This is a genomic window from Nocardiopsis sp. iso_40 (genome assembly GCF_056173285.1).
Genome location: NZ_CM149666.1, coordinates 2,678,236 through 2,695,361, shown reverse-complemented (window position 1 = coordinate 2,695,361; position 17,126 = coordinate 2,678,236). Strand labels below are relative to the sequence as shown.

The following is a 17,126-nucleotide window of genomic DNA, read 5'->3' as shown; positions in this document are numbered from 1 at the left end:
GGTCGGCCGTGAATGGCCATTCCTCTGAAACCCACTGTGACGATAACCGGAAAAGCCATCGGAAACACCGCAGAGGCCACATGCGGTCAACCCCCGGCCCCTTCTCCGAAAGGGGGGGGCGGTTTTCCGTTCGGTCCCCCGTCCCGCCCGGAACAGGTGCCCCGGGCGGGACGGGAAAACCGCTGCGGGCCCCGGCCCCGTCAGCGGCCGCGCAGCGTACGGTAGCGGCGCACCAGGCCGTCGGTGGAGGGGTCCAGCCCGGGGACCTCGGCGCCCTCGGTCAGGGCGGGCTCCAGCCGCTTGGCCAGGACCTTGCCGAGCTGTACGCCCCACTGGTCGAAGGAGTTGATGTTCCACACCGCGCCCTGGACGAAGACCTTGTGCTCGTAGAGGGCGACGAGCTGGCCGAGCACCGAGGGGTCGAGCCGCTCGGCCAGGACCGTGGTGGTGGGCCGGTTCCCCGGGAAGGTCCGGTGCGGGACCAGGTCGGCGGGCACCCCCTCCGCGGCGACCTCGGCGGAGGTGCGGCCGAAGGCCAGCGCCTGGCCCTGGGCGAACAGGTTGGCCATCAACAGGTCGTGCTGGGGGGCCAGGCCCGGGTCCAGGTCCGGGGCGGGGTTCGCGAAGCCGATCAGGTCGGCGGGGACGAACCTGGTGCCCTGGTGCAGCAGCTGGAAGTAGGCGTGCTGGCCGTTGGTCCCGGGGGTGCCCCACACCACCGGCCCGGTCTGCCAGTTGACGGGACGGCCGTCGCGCTGGACCGACTTGCCGTTGGACTCCATGTCGAGCTGCTGGAGGTAGGCGGGAAACTTCGACATGTGGTGGCTGTAGGGCAGCACGGCGTGCGACTGCGCGTCGAAGAAGCCGCCGTACCAGACGCCGAGCAGGCCGAGCAGGAACGGCAGGTTGCGTTCGGGCGGGGCCGTGGCGAAGTGGGTGTCCATGAGGTGGAATCCCGCCAGCATCTCCCGGAACCGTTCCGGGCCCAGGGCCACCATGAGGGACAGGCCGATGGCCGAGTCGTAGGAGTAGCGGCCGCCCACCCAGTCCCAGAACTCGAACATGTTGGCGGTGTCGATGCCGAACTCGACGACCTTCTCGGCGTTGGTGGAGACCGCGACGAAGTGCTCGGCGACCGCGTCGGCACCCGCGCCCAGCCCGGCCAGGAGCCAGTCCCGGGCGGCCGAGGCGTTGGTGATGGTCTCGACGGTGGTGAAGGTCTTGGAGGCGACCACGAACAGGGTGCGCTCGGGGTCGGCGTCGACCAGGGCCTCGTTCAGGTCGGTGCCGTCGACGTTGGAGACGAAGCGGAACTCCAACCCCCGGTCGGTGTAGGGGCGCAGCGCCTCGTAGGCCATGGCCGGGCCCAGGTCCGAACCGCCGATACCGATGTTGACCACCCTGGTCACGGGTTTGCCGGTGTGGCCCAGCCAGGCGCGGGAGCGGACGCGCTCGGCGAAGGAGCCCATCCGGTCCAGGACCCGGTGCACCTCGGGAACCACGTCGTGTCCGTCCGCCCTGACCACCTCGCCGTGCGGGGCGCGCAGGGCGGTGTGCAGGACGGCCCGGTCCTCGGTGAGGTTGATGCGGTCCCCGCGCAGCATGGCGTCGCGCAGCGAGGCCACCCCCGTGGCCGCGGCCAGGTCGTTGAGCAGGCCCAGCGTCTCGTCGGTGACGAGGTTCTTGGAGTAGTCGACGTACAGGCCGCCGACGTCGAGCGTGTAGCGGTCGGCTCGCGCGGGGTCGTCGGCGAACAGGTCGCGCAGGTGGGTCGAGCCGAAGCGGTCGCGGTGTTCGGCGAGCCCGGACCACTCCTCTCGCCGGTCCAGGGGGGTGGTCACGCCGGACCGGTTCCCGGTGTCCTCGGCCCGAGGGAGGGGTGTACTCGCAGACATCCGGTCGCTCCTCGTCATCATGGTCTCAGTGGCGCCCGCGGCGCGCGGGTGCTCGGTCCGCGCGACGTGTGCGCCGTGTGCAGCTGTACGCCTTACCCTCCCACGAAAGCCGCCAACCACGGGCCCCTCCGCGCACGTCAGAGCGCCGGGAGGCGAAGATGCCGCCGGGCTGGCACCCCCTCGCACCCCGCGCCCGCCCTACTGGCGCCTGACGCCCCGACCAGGCATGATCGGAAGCAGGGGAACCGAGGCGAGGGGGCCGCCGGTGACGGAATCCGCAGACTTCGACCGCGACGCGGCGGACATCGACGACGTGGACGCCGAGATGGACGTGGGTGACCCGGACCAGGACACCGCCGTGGCGGAGTACCTGGAGGAGCACCCGGACGACTACCGGATCGAGGAGATCGAGGACCACGAGGCGCTCGGTATCGACGCCGAACTCGGCCAGGAGGTTCCGGAACAGGCGCCCGGGCCGGAGGAGGCCCGGGCACCCGCTCCGGGACGGGGCGAACTGTCCCGGTTGCTGAGGGCCGAGGAGTTCGCCGAACGGGTGGACCGTCGGCGCGGTACCTGAGCCCTCGTGCGCCGGGCGCCCGGACCCCGCTCACCGGGAGCGGTCCCGCTCCGCGGGCTCTGGCCCGGGCCGGGTCTGGGCGCCGAGCCAGCGCTCCACCCGCAGCACGTGGGCGGCCGCGGCCGCCCTGGCCGCCTCGGGGTCGCGGGCCAGGAGGGCCTCGTGGATGCGCCGGTGGTCCTCGTGCAGGGCGGCTGTGAAACCGGCCTCGCCGTGTCCGGCCCAGACCCGCTCGTTGAAGGTGCGCGAGGACAGTCCGGCGTGGACCGCGGAGAGCGTGGCGTTGCCGGCGCAGGCCACGATGGCCTGGTGGAACCCGAGGTCGGCTGCCCCGTGTTCGGCGGGCTCGCCGGGATCCGCCCCGTCCTCCATCCGGTCGAGCAGGGCGCCGATGCGTTCCAGGTCCTCGGGGTCGGCCCGGGCGGCGGCGATGGCGGTGGCCGCCGGTTCGATCATCCGCCGGACCTGGAGGACCTCCAGCAGGGTCTCGTCCCGGGAGACCTCGGCCAGGACCGAGAAGGCCTCCAGCAGGTCGGCCGGGCGCAGCGCGGTGACGTAGACGCCCGCCCCGTGGCGGGCCTCCAGCACCCCGAGGGTGGTCAGGGAGCGGATCGCCTCGCGCACGGACCCCCGGGAGACCCCCAACCGGGTGGAGAGTTCACGTTCGGTGGGAAGCCGCTGCCCTGGTCCTACCTCTCCGTCGGAGATCATGGCCTTGATCTGCTCGACGGTCCGCTGGGCAACCGGGGTTCGCACGCCGTCAACCACCTTTGTTTCCTGTATTTTCACCGTTCATGCAGGGATTCTACCCGCTCGCCCCTGCCGGGTCCCGCTTGCCTCCACCCCAGCGACCGTGCAAAAGTGGTCCGACCACTTGGCCTGTGTTGAGCCGGGGGCACGAAGGAGGCACATGCGGATCGCGCTGTTCATCACCTGCGTCAACGACACACTCTTCCCCGACACCGGGCGTGCGGTGGTGCGGCTCCTGGAGCGGCTGGGCCACGAGGTGGTCTTCCCCGCCGAGCAGACCTGCTGCGGCCAGATGCACTACAACACGGGCTACCGGCGCCCCGCGGCCAAGCTCGCGGTGCGCTTCGTCAAAACCTTCGACAACGCCGACGCCGTCGTGGTCCCCTCCGCCTCGTGCGCCGCGATGGTGCGCGACAACTACCCGAGGCTGGGCGCGACGGGCAGCCGGCTCTCCCGCAAGATGGCCGACCTGGGCCCACGGGTGTACGACCTCACCGAGTTCCTCGTGGACGTGCTGAAGGTGACCGACGTGGGCGCCTACTTCCCGCACAAAGTCGTCTACCACCCCACCTGCCACGGGCTGCGCTTCCTCGGCCTGGGGGACCGCCCCTACCAGCTGCTGCGCGCCGTCCGCGGCCTGGAACTGCTCGAGCTGCCCGGCGCCACCGAGTGCTGCGGGTTCGGCGGCACGTTCTCGGTCAAGAACGGCGACGTCTCCGCGGCGATGGGCTTCGACAAGGCCCGCCACGTGACCGGGACCGGAGCCGAGGTCCTGTGCGCGGTGGACAACTCCTGCCTGATGCACATCGGCGGCACCCTGTCCCGCCAGCGCTCCGGCATCCGGATCGCGCACATCGCCGAGATCCTGGCCAGCACCGAGAAGGAGTACGCGCACACATGAGCGCCACGTTCCTGGGCCTTCCGCCCTTTCCCGAAGCCGCCCGTGAAGCGGTCGGCGACTCGCAGACCCGGCACAACCTGCACAAGGCCACCCACACCATCCGGGGCAAACGGGACGCCGTCGTCGGTGAACTGGGCGACGACTGGCAGCGCCTGCGCTCAGCGGGCGAGCAGGTCAAAACCCACACCCTGCGCCACCTGGACCACTACCTGGAACAACTGGAGGAGTCGGTCCGGCGGGCGGGCGGCACGGTCCACTGGGCCGCCGACGCGGCCGAGGCCAACGAGATCGTCACCCGCCTGGTGCGCGAGACCGGCGAGCAGGAGGTGGTCAAGGTCAAGTCGATGGCCACCCAGGAGATCGAGCTGAACAACGCGCTCGAAGCCGCCGGGATCACCGCCTACGAGACCGACCTGGCCGAGCTGATCGTCCAACTGGGCGAGGACCTGCCCTCCCACATCCTGGTACCCGCCATCCACCTGGCCCGCTCCCAGATCCGCGAGATCTTCCTGGACCAGATGTCGGAGTGGGGGGTACCGGCCCCGCCGGGACTCACCGACGACCCCAAGGCGCTGGCCGAGGCGGCCCGCGTCCACCTGCGCGAACTGTTCCTGCGCGCCAAGGTGGCGGTCTCGGGGGCCAACTTCGCGGTGGCCGACTCCGGAACGCTCGTGGTCCTGGAGTCCGAGGGCAACGGACGCATGTGCCTGACCCTGCCCGAAACGCTCATCTCGGTGGTGGGCATCGAGAAGATCGTGCCCACGTGGTCCGACCTCGAAGTGTTCATGCAGCTGCTGCCGCGGTCCTCGACCGGTGAGCGGATGAACCCGTACACGTCCACCTGGACCGGGGTGACCCCGGGGGACGGGCCGCAGAACTTCCACCTCGTCCTGCTCGACAACGGCCGCACCGACGTGCTCGCCGACACCGTGGGCCGCCAGGCGCTGCGCTGCATCCGCTGCTCGGCCTGCCTGAACATCTGCCCCGTCTACGAGCGCACCGGCGGCCACGCCTACGGCTCGGTCTACCCGGGACCGATCGGCGCGATCCTCACACCCCAGCTCCAGGGCATGTCCTCGGAGGCGGACCGGGCGCTGCCGTACGCGTCCTCACTGTGCGGAGCCTGCTACGACGTCTGCCCGGTCGCCATCGACATCCCCGAGGTCCTGGTCCACCTGCGCGAGCAGGTCGCCTCCTCCCCCGGGCACCTGGGCGAGAAGGCCGTGATGGCCGGGGCCGACGCGGTGTTCGGCTCGCCGAAGGCCCTCGACGCCGTGCAGCGCGCCGCCGGGCTGGCGGGCGGGAACGTGCCCCGGCACCTGCCCGGCACGGCCGGGAAGTGGACCGACACCCGGGACGTGCCCGACGTCCCCGGGGAGTCCTTCCGCCGGTGGTGGAACGAGCGCGAGGAGGAGCGTTGAGCGGATCACGCGAACGGGTCCTGGCCCGGGTACGGGCGGCTCTGGCCGACGTACCCGACAACGAGCCGGTGGAGCGGCCCGCGGAGCACGGACACGACGAGTACCACTTCACGGGGCAGACCCTGGACGTGCTGGTGGACCGGCTGCTGGACTACAAGGCGCTGGTGGAGCGGGTGAGCGCCGCCGACCTGCCCGGCCGGATCGCCGCGGCGCTGGAGCGGCGCGGCGCCGCACGGGTGGCGGTGCCCTCGGGCGCGCCCGGGGAGTGGTTCGCCGACGCCACCGCGCGGCGGATCGCCGACTCCCCCGGGGCCCCGCTGTCGGTGGCCGAACTCGACGCCTGTGACGGGGTGGTGACGGGGTGCGCGGTCGCGATCGCCGAGACCGGCACCATCGTCCTGGACGCCGGACCCGACCAGGGCCGCCGGGCGGTCACCCTGGTACCCGACTACCACCTGTGCGTGGTACGCGCCGACCAGGTGGTGGACGGGGTGCCCCGGGCCGTGCGGCTGCTGGACCCCGTGCGCCCGCTCACCTGGATCAGCGGCCCCTCGGCCACCAGCGACATCGAACTCAACCGGGTGGAGGGCGTACACGGCCCCCGCACCCTGGAGGTACTGATCGTGGAACCGTCCGCCTGAGGGGGGCCGGGGCCGCACGGAGGGGTGGATGCACAGGTGGGGCGGGCCCGGGTGGGGCCTGCCCCACCGTCCGGGTCGGGGCTGCCCGCAGCGGGGCTGACGGTGTACACCCTCGCCCCGGCCGGGCCCGGATCCCTAGCGTTCGGGGGAAGGCAGGACGACCACGACGGGAAGGCCCCCGATGCACCACCCCGCCCACCAGAGACCACCCGCCCCCTCCGGGCCAGGACGCACCACCGCCCTGGCCCTGACCTGTGCCCTGACCCTGGGCACCGCTCTGGCCGGTGGCCCGGCCTCCGCCGGAACCGCCGGAAGCCCCCCTCCGACGGCGGCGCTGCCCGAACCCACCGGCCCCTCCCCGGTCGGCACCACCGACCTGCACCTGGTCGACACCGCCCGCGAGGACCTCTGGTTCGGCGGCGACCGGGAGCTGATGGTGACCCTGTGGTACCCGGCCCGCGGCGAGGTCGGACGCCCCTCCCCCTACATGACCGGGGCCGAGTCCGAGGCGGTCCTGGCCCAACCGGGATACGACCACCTGCCCGCCGACACCCTGACCCGGGTGGGCACCAACGCCCGCGCGGACGTCCCGCCCGCCCGCACCGGCGGGGGTCTGCCGCTGGTGGTGCTCTCCCCCGGCGCGGGCGTGTCCCGGACCATGATGTCCTCGCTCGGCGAGGAGCTGGCCAGCCACGGCTTCGCGGTGGCCGGGGTCGACCACCGCCACGAGGCCGCCCCGGTGGAGTTCCCCGACGGACTCGTGACGGAGTGCGGGGCCTGCGCGACCGGACGGTGGGAGGACGGCGCCGTCAACCGGGCCGAGGACGTGGCCTTCCTCCTGGACGAGCTGGAACGGGGCCGATCCTGGCGGTGGTCCCACCTGGTCGACACCGACCGCACCGGGATGGTCGGCCACTCCTGGGGCGGGGCCGCCACCGCCCAGACCCTGCTCACCGAGGACCGGGTGCGCGCCGGACTGAACCTGGACGGCCCCTACTACCCCGCGCAGCTCCAAGGTGAGATCGACAGGCCGCTGGCCCTGCTCGCCAACGACCAGGCCCGGCCCTGGGAGGGCTGGGACGAGCGCTGGGCGGGCCTGACCGGCTGGCGCCAGTGGATCCGGATCACCGGCTCCGGCCACTCCACCGGCCTGGACCGGGGTGTGCTCATGGAACAGCTCGGGCTGCGGGACACCCTGACGCCGCAGCAGTGGCGGGCCCAGTTCGGCGACCTTCCGGTCGAACACGGTGTGCACCTGGTCCGGACCTACGCCGCCGCCTACTTCGACCACCACCTGCGCGGCGGTGGGCAGCCGGTCCTGGAGGACCCGGCCGGCGTACACCCCGAGCTGGTCGTGGTGGACCCCGAGACCGGTTGAGGTTGCGGTTCCGGGACCGGACCGCCCGGTCCCGGAACCGCACAACCCCGGAACCGCTCAGCCTCAGAGACTCCCGGTCCCTGCGCGCCAGGTCTGCAGAAGCCGCTCCAGGGGATCGGGGGTGTGCTCCTCCTGCGCGAACGGCGCCTGGTAACGCGCACCGGCGCCCCGGGGCGTCGCCCTGCGGGTCCCGGCGCCCGCGGCCCGCACGGGAGCGGCCCGTGCGGGCTGCTCCCCCCGCTCGTCCTCCTTGCCCAGGGGCGCCTGGTAGCGGGCCCCCTGGGCGGTCGGCCTGCGCTTCCTGCGGCGCACCCAACGCACGGGCGAACGCCCGGACTCGGGCTCGGACTCGGGTTCCTCCCCGCGCTGGCCGCGCTCCCCCGTCGGGGTGAACCACACCGGCAGCTCCACCAGACCGTGCACGGTCAGCGAGGTGCGCCAGCGCAGCTCCTCGGGCTCGACCGCCAGGACCATGCCCCGCATACGGTCCACCGCGGTGTCGATGGCGGTGCGCACCAGCTCCCGGGCGAAGGCGGTGGCCGGACACCGGTGGGCGCCCGCGCCCCAGGACAGGTGGGAGCGGTTCCCGGCCAGCGCCATGGCGTCGTCGGCACCCCTGGACACCGAGGGGTCGGTGTGCGCGGAGGCGAACCCGAAGAGCAGGGGCTCGCCCCGGCCGATCCGCGCCCCCGCGAACCTGAGGTCCATGGTCGGGTAGCGCCCCGCGAGCATCCGGATCGGCGGGGCCGTCCACATGACGTAGTCCACGAAGTCCTCCGGGGTGAGCGTCCCGCCGAGGTAGGCGGTCCACACGTTCGGATCCTCCAGGAGCGTGAGCAGGGAGTTACCGATGAGGTGGGTGGTGGGCTCGTGCCCGGACTCCCACAGCAGGGACAGCGCCTCGACAGCCTCCTCGTCGGTGAGCCCGTGCGGGTGCCCCAGGACCAGGCTGGCGACGTCCTGGCCGGGTTCGGCGCGTTTGCGGGCCACCAGCCCCCGGAAGTAGGAGCGCAGGGCCGGGGCCGCAGCTTCGGCCCTCTCCGGGTCGCCGCTCCACAGCCGGGCTGTGAGGTCGGCCAGAAGATGACCGTAGGGGTCGGACAGGCCGAAGAGCTCGTTGAGGACGAACGCCGTCAGCGGGGCGGCGTACCCGCCGATGAGGTCGGCGCTGCCCCGCGCCTCGACCCTGCCGATCAGGTGCACGGCGGCGCGCTCCACGACCGGGACCAGCTGCGGGGTGCCCACCGAGGCCAGCGCGTCCACCAGCGGAAGGCGCAGGCGCTGGTGTGCCTCGCCGTCCCGGGCCAGCGCCCCGCTGCGGGCGGGCGGAACACCGCCGGGAGCCCACCGGCGCGCATCCGCGGAGAAATGGGTCTGGTCCCGCAGCACCTGCAGGTTCTCCTTGTAACCGAGCAGGAGCCACCCGGGTACGCCGGGACTGATCTCGACCGGAGCCAGGCCTCCATACCGGGAGCGCAACCGGTCCCAGGCGGGCCCGTCCGCCCGGTGCAGGGGCAGGGCGCCCTCCCCGGTGAGGGGACAGCGCGCGACTCCCCCCTCACCGCCGTGGGCGGCGTCGCCGCCCGTGGACCCGGTTCCCTGGCTCATGGAGACTCCCTCGGTGGCTGCGGTTGGGGGCGAGGCTATGTCCCCGATGTTTCCGGGGTGCTTCCGCGAGGAAAGGGCCACCTTTCGGTGCCGGGCACCGGAACCCACCGCGGGGCGAGTCGGGACAACACGGGAACCGCCCCTTCCGGACACGACCGTCGCCCGGACCGCCGCCCCGACCGGCCGTACCGGGGCCGGTAGGGTGGCCTGTCGGCCCCACGAGGGCCGACAGTCCCCTTCGACCAGGGAGAACCACCGTGGGCAGGAAAGACCGCAGACGCGGCGACGTACGGGCGGAGGCCGCCTGGGCCGGGCCCGACCCCTCGGACACACCCGTGAAGGTGGTCACCGGCGCCGTCGACGCCCTCGTACGCGGACAGGAGGGCGGCGGCGTGGACCTGGCCGCCGCCCGGCTGGCCGACGCGGAGGACCCCGCATGGGCGGGCGCGGCGGGCCGCGCACTCCTGGACACCCTCCTGTTCGCGGTGGCCGACGCCTGGGCACGCGGCTGGCAGCCCGCGGAGACGGTCCGGCACGTCACCCGCGAGTCCGGCCCCCTGGCCGCCGCCGTGTGCGCCGACGCCGTCACCGCCGACCTGCAACGCCACTCCGCGGCCACGGTGGACCCACGCTGGGCCGAACAGGTGCGCGCCCTGGGCGCCACCGCCCCTGCCTCGGGGGACCAGCACCTGGCCCGGCTGGGCTCCGAACACGGACTGCTGCGTTTCGAGGCGGTCGAGGTTGTGCTCCGGCTCCTGGCGCTGCTGCGCGTCCTGCCCCCGATGCGCCGCCTGGGCCCCCCGCCCGGCGCCTTCCGCCCCGGGGGCCGCACCGCCGCGCCGGTGGACCGGGGCCGCCTGCAGCGGGTGCGCGCGCTCCTGGCCAAGGCCGAGTCCACCGACTTCCCGCTGGAGGCCGAGGCGCTGACCGCCCGCGCCCAGGAGATGATGGCCCGGCACAGCATCGACCTCGCCCTGGTGACGGAGGACCCCGCCGAACCCGAGGCCGCCGCGGCCCGCAGGCTCCCGGTGGACTCCCCCTACGAGGAGCACCGGGCGGTACTGCTGAACGAGGTCGCCGAGGCCAACCACTGCCGGGCCGTGTGGCACCGGGAACTGGGGCTGAGCACCGTGATGGGCTTCCCCGGCGACGTGGAGGCCGTGGACCTGCTGTACACCTCGCTGCTGGTGCAGGCCGAAGCGGCGATGCGGGTGAGCGGATCGGCCCGGGACCGCTCCGGGCGCGGAGCGAAGAAGGACTTCCGGGCCTCGTTCATGTCCGCGTTCGCGGTCCGGGTCGGCGAGCGGCTGACCGAGTCGGCCCGCGCCGCAGAGGAGGCGGTCACCGCCGAGACCGGCACCGACCTGGTCCCGGTGTTCGCAGCCCGGGAGAAGGCGGTGCAGGCCGCGGTGGACGAGGCGTTCGGCGTCCTGACCACGTCCCGGGTGCGCGGACCCGCCGACGCCGAGGGCTGGTACGAGGGCCGCGCCGCCGCCGACGCCGCCTCCCTGGGCACCCGCGACCGGCTGGCCCGATGAGGCCGCCCCGCTCCGGCCCCTCCCCGGGCGGGGAAAACGGGTGGTCCCCGGGGCACCCGACTGTGTAGAACCGACACATGCTGCACAAGTACCCGCGGACCCGGCACATCCGGGGCTCACGGCTCCAACCCGGTGACCACGACCTGTCGGCCGCGCCGTTCGGGCGCCTGGCCGGACGGCACCTGGTCGTGGAGGAGAAGCTCGACGGGGCCAACGCGGGGATCAGCTTCGGCCCCGGCGGTGAACTACGGCTCCAGAGCCGGGGCCACTACCTGGCCGGCGGCCCCAGGGAACGACAGTTCGCACCGCTGAAGGCCTGGGCGGCGGCGGTCGCACCGGCCCTTTGGCCCCGCCTGGGCGAGAGGTACGTGCTCTACGGCGAATGGCTGTACGCCAGGCACACCGTCTTCTACGACGCGCTGCCGCACTACTTCTGCGAGTTCGACGTCCTGGACACCCACCAGGGCGTGTTCCTGTCGACGCGGCGCAGACGCCGACTCCTGGCCGGAACCCCCGTGGTCCCGGTCCCCGTCCTGCACCAGGGCCCGCTGTCCTCGCTCACCCAACTGACCGACCTGGTCGGGGCCTCGGCCTGCCGCACCCCCGGGTGGCGGACGGCCCTGACCGGTGCCGCCCGGGCGGCCGGAGCCGACCCCGAACGGGCCCTGGCCCAGACCGACGGCACCGACCTCATGGAGGGCCTGTACGTCAAGGTCGAGGAGGGCGACCACACGGTCGACCGGTACAAGTGGGTGCGGTCGGGGTTCACCACAGCGGTCCTGGACTCGGGCACCCACTGGCTGGACCGGCCCCTGATCGCCAACGCCCTGGCCGACCCGGAGGTGCTGTATGCGGGTGTTCGATGAGCTGTGCCCGGCCCCGCCCCGCTGGGACCTGGACTGGGACCGGGTACGGGAGGCCTTCGCCTGGGTGCGGGACCTGGCCGGGGTGGAGCAGGACCCGGTGCACCACGCCGAGGGCGACGTGCAGGTCCACACCCGGATGGCGTGCGAGGCCCTGGCGGGGCTGCCGCAGTGGCGGTCCCGGCCCGCCGGGGAACGGGTCCGGCTCTTCGCCGCGGTGCTCCTGCACGACGTCGCCAAACCTTTGTGCACCCGGCGGGACGGGGACGGCCGGGTGACCGCGCACGGGCACTCCCGGCGGGGCGACCTGCTCGCCCGCCGCATCCTCTGGGAGGCCGGGGCCCCGATCGGGTGGCGCGAGCACGTGGCGGCGCTGGTCCGCCACCACCAGGTCCCCTTCTGGGCGCTGGAGCGCCCCGACCTGCGCCGGATCGCCTTCCGCGCGAGCCTGCTGGCCCGCAACGACGACCTGGTGCTGCTGGCCACCGCCGACATCCTCGGCCGCCGCTGCGGGGACACCTCCGAGGTCCTGGACAACGTCGGGCTGTACGCCGAGTACTGCGCCGAACAGCGCTGCCTGGACCGTCCCCGCGAGTTCCCCTCCGACCACGCACGGTTCTGGTTCTTCCGCAGACCCGGGCGCGACCCGGACTACGCGGCCCACGACGACACCCGGCTGACCGTGACGGTGATGTCGGGGCTGCCCGGCGCGGGCAAGGACCACTGGATCCGGACCCACCGGCCGGACCTGCCGGTGGTGAGCCTGGACGCGCTGCGTACGGAACTGGGGGTGAAGCCCACCGACGACCAGCGCCCGGTGGCCGTGGCCGCCACCGAACGCGCCCGTGAGCACCTGCGCGCGGGGAGATCGTTCGTGTGGAACGCCACCAACGTCTCACGCGACCTGCGCACCCGGTCGGTGTCCCTGGCCGCCGGCTACGGGGCCCGGGTGGAGATCGCGGCGTTGGAGGCCCCGCCCCGGGTGCTGCGTGAGCGGATGGGCCGCAGGCTCGCACCGGTACCGCCCGCGGCGGTGGAACGGCTCCTTCGGCGCTGGGAGTGCCCGGACCCGACCGAGGCCCACCTGCTGCACCGGGAGGACACCGGCGGGCTCAGCCCCGGTTCGGGGTGGTCTCGGGGGCGCTCCCGGCCATCAGCCAGCGGGTGACGCCGACCTCCAGGAGGGAGCGCCGCGGGTCGGGACCGTAGGGGGTGCGCGGGTCCCAGGCGTAGCGGTCACCGAAGGCGGCGAGCACGTCGTCGGGGAAACCGTCGTGGACGGTCGCCAGCCCCTGGGCGACAACGGGGGCGTCGCCGTCCTCCAGGGCCAGGCTCACCCGGGGGTCGCGGAGCGCGTTGCGGACCTTGACGGAGGCGGTGGACGCCCCGATCCACCAGCGTTCGCGCAGGTGGACGAACCACACCGGGACCATGTGGGGCGAGCCGTCGGCGCGCAGCGTGCACAGCCACACGTTGCGGTCCAGGGCCAGGCGCGGGCGTACCGTCTCGGGGACGGACAGGAAGTCCTGTGTACCGTTCACCGTTCTCCTCGATTCGTGGTGTGCGTCGGTGTGTGCACCCGGGGAGTATGCACCCTCAACCGTGGTTGAGATCAACCGGAAGGGCACGGAAAAAGGAACCGGCCCTCTTTGCCACGGTTCACGATTTTTGACCCGGCACCCGCCCCGAACGCCGACAGACAGCGGGAACGGTTTTCCGGTTAGCATGATCCGGGCCCTTCCCAACCAGGTCGGCCGCACCGGACGGAACAGCGCGACCCCTGCACCACAGGGACCGCAGAATTCGGACCTGTCACCCCGACACCCCTTCCGGGGCTTTCAGCACCTACCGATTTCCACCTGCATTGAGAACGATGTCCAAAACGGATGCACTTGTCGGGGGGACCTGTCCGGCCCGGTACGCCAACCGCTGGCGCACCCACTTCGCACTGCTGTGGAGCAGCGTGGCGCTGGCCGGGCTCGGAAGCATGACCTTCGGCCTGGCGATCCCCCTCCTCGCCCTGGCCCACACCGGATCCCCCGTCCTGGCCGGATGGATCGCGGCCGCGGGCATGGTGCCCCGCACCCTCCTGTACATCCCGGCCGGCCTCGTGGTGGACCGCCACGACCCCCGCACAGTCATGGCCCTCGGCCTGACCGCCCGCATCGCCTGCGTGGCCCTGCTGGTCACCCCGGTGCTGCTGTTCGACGCCCCCGTGGCCCTGCTCGCGGCGGCCTCGGCCCTGCACGGGGTGTGCGGCACCCTGCACACCACCGCCGGAACGGCCGCCGTCCCCCTCCTGGTCCCGCGCGTGGAACTGGCCGGGGCCGCCGCCAAGAACGAGGCCCGCAACGACGCCACCCAGATGCTCGGACGCCCGCTCGGCGGGGCCCTGTACGGCCTCGCACACGGGCTGCCAGCCCTCTTCGACACCCTCGTCTGCGCCCTGGCGCTGTGGGCCGCGCTGCTCCTGCCCCGGCTGCGCCCCGCCCCGCCGCCCCGCCGGGCCTCCCGGCGCCCTCTCCTCCGGGAGCTCGCCGGCGGCTTCCACCTCCTGCGCGGGGACCGCTTCCTCCTGGGCTCACTGCTCGTGTGCACGGCCACCAACGCCCTGTTCCAGGTGGTCTGGCTCGTCATCATGCTGACGGCCACCGACGAGGGCCTGTCCGCCTTCCTGCTGGGGCTGGTGCTGGCCGCCACCGGCGCGGGAGGACTGCTCGGCGCGGTCCTGGCCCCACTCCTGGTACGCAGGCTGTCCCCCACCCTGATGGTGGCGCTGTGCCTGTGGTCCTGGCTGGCCCTGACCGTGCTGCTCGCCGTCGCAGAGCGGGCCGGGGCCTCCTGGCTGCTGACGGTGCTCCCCCTCGTCTGGTGCGGGATCGGCTTCGTCGGGGCGCACATGAACGTCACCGTGACGACCTACCACACCAGCCGCGTCCCCCCGGAGCTCCTGGGCCGCCTCACCGGCACCGTCCGCTTCCTCGGCGGCGCCGCCCTGCCCGTGGGAGCGCTGTGCGGGGGCTACGCGCTCGAATCCCTGGGGGTCCACAGCACGGTGCTGCTGGTGGCCGGGGCCACCGGGGTCCTCGCCCTCGGCTTTACCTCGAGCCTTCTCCCAGCTGCCCCGCCCCGGCGGCGTCCCCGGTCAGGGCGCCCCCGCCAGGGGCCGCCCCCAGAGCCGCCCCCGGGACCGCCTCCGCCACGACCGCCTCGGACAGCACCCTCAACCCCGCCGTCAGGTTCCGGTGCACCTGGTCGGCCCCGCCACGGCCCGCCCGCGCCTGGACGTGGTTGAACACCCGGTCCACCGCCTCACGCAACTCGTCGACCGGGCCCTGGCGGTCCGCGGGCAGGACGTCCCGCATCCGCTCGACCGCCACCACCGCCTCATACAGGTGCGTGCGCGCCTGACGGACCTGCTCGGGCAGGTCGTCGTCGCCCTGCTTGGGCGGTCCGTGCGCACGCAACTGGGCGATGTGCCGCATGCTGATGTCGAGTTGGAGGACGGCGCGCCGTACCTCCTCCAGCCGGGTACGCACCTTCTCCGCCCGGGCGCGCACCCGCTCGCGCTCACGCCACTCCCGCTCCCGTTTCAGCGCGTGCTCGGCCCGCCAGCGCTCGACCGCCTCGGCCCGGTACGCCGACAGGGCCGTGGCCCCCAGGGTGCTGACCGCCGTCACGATGCCGGTGATCAGGGCCACCAGGACAGTACTGTCCACGTTCAGGCCCTCCTTCCGTCGACTCGCCCGTCCCGTTCCGACCGGATCTGTCCACAGGTCCGCCGGGCCTCGGTGACCCCGCCCCCGCCCACGAGGGCCTCCTCCAACACGTCCAGGGCCGACTGCGCCTGCCCGGCGAGCCAGAGCACCTGACCGATCCCCGCCCGCAGGCTGGGGTCGGCGTGCACCCGCCCCTGAGCGGCGGACAACCCCGACAACCCCGCCGAACGCTCACCGGCCAGCAACCGGTTGCGCGCCTCCGCCACCAACAGCCGGGAGACCGCCGCCCCGTCACCGGCCGCCTCCCGTTCCCGCGCCGCGTCCGCGTAGTGTTCGGCGGCGGCCCGGTACTCGCCGCGTTCGAAGGCCAGATCACCCAGGAGTGCGGTGAGCAGGGCCCGCGGCTGCGGTCCGGGGTCGGCGCGCAGGGCCTGCCGTGCGTGCTCGGCCGCCAGCTCCGCCTCGCCCCTGGTGTGCGCGGCCCGGGCAGCCCCCAGGCGGTCCCACCCGCTCCACTGGGGCGGGCCGGGCGCGTGGGACGACGGAGCCAGCGCCGTCAGGGGGCGGGCCAGCCTCGGGTGCCGCAGGAGGTAGGCGGAGCCGTCCCGGTTCGTGGTGACCAGGTGACGGTCCTCCAGAGCGTGTACGACCCCGGGGGTGAGCGCCCCGTCCGGATCGTCACAGGCCGAGCGGCCCACGCCCCGGTCGCCCGTGGCCATCACCCGGCGCAGCCAGGCGTGCGGGACGTCGGGCGGCACCAGGTGCTCGGCGGCGACCTCCGCCAGGGCCCCGGCCAGGCGCCCGGCCAGGGCCCGGTTGACCTCGGTGTCGGAGGCCGGGACCAGGCCGGCGCCCTCCCGGCCCGCCTCCTCCCACAGGGCCGCCCCCAGGAGTTGCAGAAGGGCGGGGTCGACGGTGTCGGAGCACAGGCGGGACCGGCCGCGCGGGTCACGGACGGTGCGGGCCTCCCGGACCAGGCGGCCGGGCTCCTCCGGACCGGCGCGGGAGCCGACCAGGGCCAAGGAGCGCTCGACCGCGTCGACGGCGGTGTCGGGACCGAACGGCTCCAACCCGATCTCCGCGTGGTCGACCTCGCGTTTGTCCACCAGACGCCGTAACTCGTCGAGGTGGCCCGTGCGCACGGTCAGCAGCAGGTGCAGATCCGCCCGGTCCTCCACCGCGGCGAACAGTTCGTCCAGGAAGTCCCTGCGCCACTGTTCGGGCGCGGCCGAACGGCGCAGCAGGAGTTCGGTCTGGTCCAGGACCGCGAACAGGGGGCGAGCGAGCCCGTCCCGGCCGGTGGTCTCATGGGTGCGCAGAAAATCACCGATCGAGGTGCCGGGGGTGTGGGTGGGGAACTCCGCCGGACCCCAGAGGGCCAACAGGGCCCGGGTGTAGGGGTTGTGCCCGGGCAGGACCGCGCTGGGGAAAGCCGGGTCGAAACGGAGCTCCCCCGAACCCAGGACCGTGTCCCCGCGGTCGGTGAGGGCGGGGACGGCCCCGGCGCACACCAGAGAGGTCTTACCGACTCCGTTGGCCCCGTGGAGCACGGTGAGCCGGTGGCGGCTCCAGGAACGCACCAGTTCCCCCGTCTCCTCCTCGCGCCCCAGGAAGAAACGGCGGTCCCGGGCAAGGAAAGGCCGGGCCCCGACGAACGGGCCGTACTCGCGCCCAATGGCGGCTCGTGTCATGAAGCAGCTCCCGGCCAGCGGAAATGGGGACTGTTCTGGGGCGAAACAGCGCTGTCCATGGTGCCACGAATCAGGGCCCCCTTTCGAGCCCCGGCGACATTCCTGTGTCCTTTTCGCCGCACCGCCCCGGGACCCCCACCGCGA

At 73.5% G+C, this 17,126-nt stretch carries 14 protein-coding genes; 9 read left to right on the top strand and 5 right to left on the bottom strand.

The window, feature by feature from the left end:
• Nucleotides 1-200: 200 nt before the first annotated feature.
• Complete coding sequence (gene pgi, locus AC0VYD_RS11665) at nt 201-1,895, bottom strand: glucose-6-phosphate isomerase (protein ID WP_475479888.1); 1,695 nt, start codon at nt 1,893-1,895, stop codon at nt 201-203.
• Between the two features lie 265 nt (nt 1,896-2,160).
• Between pgi and AC0VYD_RS11660 the strand changes: the two genes are divergently transcribed.
• A complete protein-coding gene (locus AC0VYD_RS11660; RefSeq protein ID WP_475479887.1) occupies nt 2,161-2,472 on the top strand; it encodes a hypothetical protein in 312 nt (103 codons plus the stop codon).
• A gap of 30 nt (nt 2,473-2,502) precedes the next feature.
• Here the strand turns inward: AC0VYD_RS11660 and AC0VYD_RS11655 are convergent, their stop codons facing one another.
• Nucleotides 2,503-3,228, bottom strand: coding sequence for a FadR/GntR family transcriptional regulator (locus AC0VYD_RS11655; RefSeq protein WP_475479886.1), 726 nt, complete (start codon nt 3,226-3,228; stop codon nt 2,503-2,505).
• A 154-nt stretch (nt 3,229-3,382) separates the two neighbouring features.
• On the opposite strand from AC0VYD_RS11655, the gene AC0VYD_RS11650 reads away from it, so the two are divergent.
• The 4 genes from AC0VYD_RS11650 (at nt 3,383) to AC0VYD_RS11635 (ending at nt 7,563) form a co-directional block, all read left to right on the top strand.
• The gene (locus AC0VYD_RS11650) at nt 3,383-4,123 is read left to right on the top strand and encodes a (Fe-S)-binding protein (protein ID WP_452544175.1); all 741 of its coding nucleotides are present in this window, start codon (nt 3,383-3,385) and stop codon (nt 4,121-4,123) included.
• The gene (locus tag AC0VYD_RS11645; protein ID WP_475479885.1) at nt 4,120-5,544 is read left to right on the top strand and encodes a lactate utilization protein B; all 1,425 of its coding nucleotides are present in this window, start codon (nt 4,120-4,122) and stop codon (nt 5,542-5,544) included. The genes AC0VYD_RS11650 and AC0VYD_RS11645 overlap by 4 nt, the downstream gene beginning before the upstream one ends.
• Nucleotides 5,541-6,185 carry a LutC/YkgG family protein gene (locus AC0VYD_RS11640; RefSeq protein ID WP_475479884.1) on the top strand — a complete coding sequence of 215 codons (645 nt, stop codon included), beginning with the start codon at nt 5,541-5,543 and terminating at the stop codon, nt 6,183-6,185. The genes AC0VYD_RS11645 and AC0VYD_RS11640 overlap by 4 nt, the downstream gene beginning before the upstream one ends.
• Before the next feature lie 181 nt (nt 6,186-6,366).
• Nucleotides 6,367-7,563 carry an alpha/beta hydrolase family protein gene (locus tag AC0VYD_RS11635; RefSeq protein WP_475479883.1) on the top strand — a complete coding sequence of 399 codons (1,197 nt, stop codon included), beginning with the start codon at nt 6,367-6,369 and terminating at the stop codon, nt 7,561-7,563.
• Nucleotides 7,564-7,626: 63 nt separating this feature from the next.
• On the opposite strand, the gene AC0VYD_RS11630 is transcribed toward AC0VYD_RS11635, so the two are convergent.
• Nucleotides 7,627-9,171 (bottom strand): cytochrome P450 family protein, encoded by a 1,545-nt coding sequence (locus AC0VYD_RS11630; RefSeq protein WP_475479882.1) that lies wholly within the window; start codon nt 9,169-9,171, stop codon nt 7,627-7,629.
• A 257-nt stretch (nt 9,172-9,428) separates the two neighbouring features.
• On the opposite strand from AC0VYD_RS11630, the gene AC0VYD_RS11625 reads away from it, so the two are divergent.
• From AC0VYD_RS11625 to AC0VYD_RS11615, 3 genes are all read left to right on the top strand, one after another.
• Nucleotides 9,429-10,709 carry a DUF2786 domain-containing protein gene (locus tag AC0VYD_RS11625; RefSeq protein WP_475479881.1) on the top strand — a complete coding sequence of 427 codons (1,281 nt, stop codon included), beginning with the start codon at nt 9,429-9,431 and terminating at the stop codon, nt 10,707-10,709.
• Nucleotides 10,710-10,786: 77 nt separating this feature from the next.
• Nucleotides 10,787-11,575: an RNA ligase family protein gene (locus AC0VYD_RS11620; RefSeq protein WP_475479880.1), complete on the top strand. Its 789-nt coding sequence runs from the start codon at nt 10,787-10,789 to the stop codon at nt 11,573-11,575.
• Nucleotides 11,559-12,740, top strand: coding sequence for an AAA family ATPase (locus tag AC0VYD_RS11615; protein WP_475479879.1), 1,182 nt, complete (start codon nt 11,559-11,561; stop codon nt 12,738-12,740). Before AC0VYD_RS11620 ends, AC0VYD_RS11615 begins: the two co-directional genes overlap by 17 nt.
• On the opposite strand, the gene AC0VYD_RS11610 is transcribed toward AC0VYD_RS11615, so the two are convergent.
• Nucleotides 12,685-13,113, bottom strand: coding sequence for a pyridoxamine 5'-phosphate oxidase family protein (locus tag AC0VYD_RS11610; protein WP_475479878.1), 429 nt, complete (start codon nt 13,111-13,113; stop codon nt 12,685-12,687). The two genes, AC0VYD_RS11615 and AC0VYD_RS11610, sit on opposite strands and share 56 nt — an antisense overlap.
• Nucleotides 13,114-13,445: 332 nt before the next feature.
• Here AC0VYD_RS11610 and AC0VYD_RS11605 point away from each other — a divergent pair, with 332 nt between their 5' ends.
• The gene (locus AC0VYD_RS11605) at nt 13,446-14,867 is read left to right on the top strand and encodes an MFS transporter (RefSeq protein ID WP_475479877.1); all 1,422 of its coding nucleotides are present in this window, start codon (nt 13,446-13,448) and stop codon (nt 14,865-14,867) included.
• A 426-nt stretch (nt 14,868-15,293) separates the two neighbouring features.
• Here AC0VYD_RS11605 and AC0VYD_RS11600 read toward each other — a convergent pair whose 3' ends face one another.
• Nucleotides 15,294-16,982: an nSTAND1 domain-containing NTPase gene (locus AC0VYD_RS11600; RefSeq protein WP_475479876.1), complete on the bottom strand. Its 1,689-nt coding sequence runs from the start codon at nt 16,980-16,982 to the stop codon at nt 15,294-15,296.
• Nucleotides 16,983-17,126 lie beyond the last annotated feature (144 nt).

What these genes read in the sequence shown, in the direction of transcription:
- pgi (WP_475479888.1), bottom strand. Translation starts at nt 1,895, where the DNA reads ATGTCTGCGAGTACACCCCTCCCTCGGGCCGAGGACACCGGGAACCGG.
- AC0VYD_RS11600 (WP_475479876.1), bottom strand. Translation starts at nt 16,982, where the DNA reads ATGACACGAGCCGCCATTGGGCGCGAGTACGGCCCGTTCGTCGGGGCC.
- AC0VYD_RS11605 (WP_475479877.1), top strand. Translation starts at nt 13,446, where the DNA reads ATGTCCAAAACGGATGCACTTGTCGGGGGGACCTGTCCGGCCCGGTAC.
- AC0VYD_RS11635 (WP_475479883.1), top strand. Translation starts at nt 6,367, where the DNA reads ATGCACCACCCCGCCCACCAGAGACCACCCGCCCCCTCCGGGCCAGGA.
- AC0VYD_RS11650 (WP_452544175.1), top strand. Translation starts at nt 3,383, where the DNA reads ATGCGGATCGCGCTGTTCATCACCTGCGTCAACGACACACTCTTCCCC.
- AC0VYD_RS11630 (WP_475479882.1), bottom strand. Translation starts at nt 9,171, where the DNA reads ATGAGCCAGGGAACCGGGTCCACGGGCGGCGACGCCGCCCACGGCGGT.
- AC0VYD_RS11645 (WP_475479885.1), top strand. Translation starts at nt 4,120, where the DNA reads ATGAGCGCCACGTTCCTGGGCCTTCCGCCCTTTCCCGAAGCCGCCCGT.
- AC0VYD_RS11615 (WP_475479879.1), top strand. Translation starts at nt 11,559, where the DNA reads ATGCGGGTGTTCGATGAGCTGTGCCCGGCCCCGCCCCGCTGGGACCTG.
- AC0VYD_RS11620 (WP_475479880.1), top strand. Translation starts at nt 10,787, where the DNA reads ATGCTGCACAAGTACCCGCGGACCCGGCACATCCGGGGCTCACGGCTC.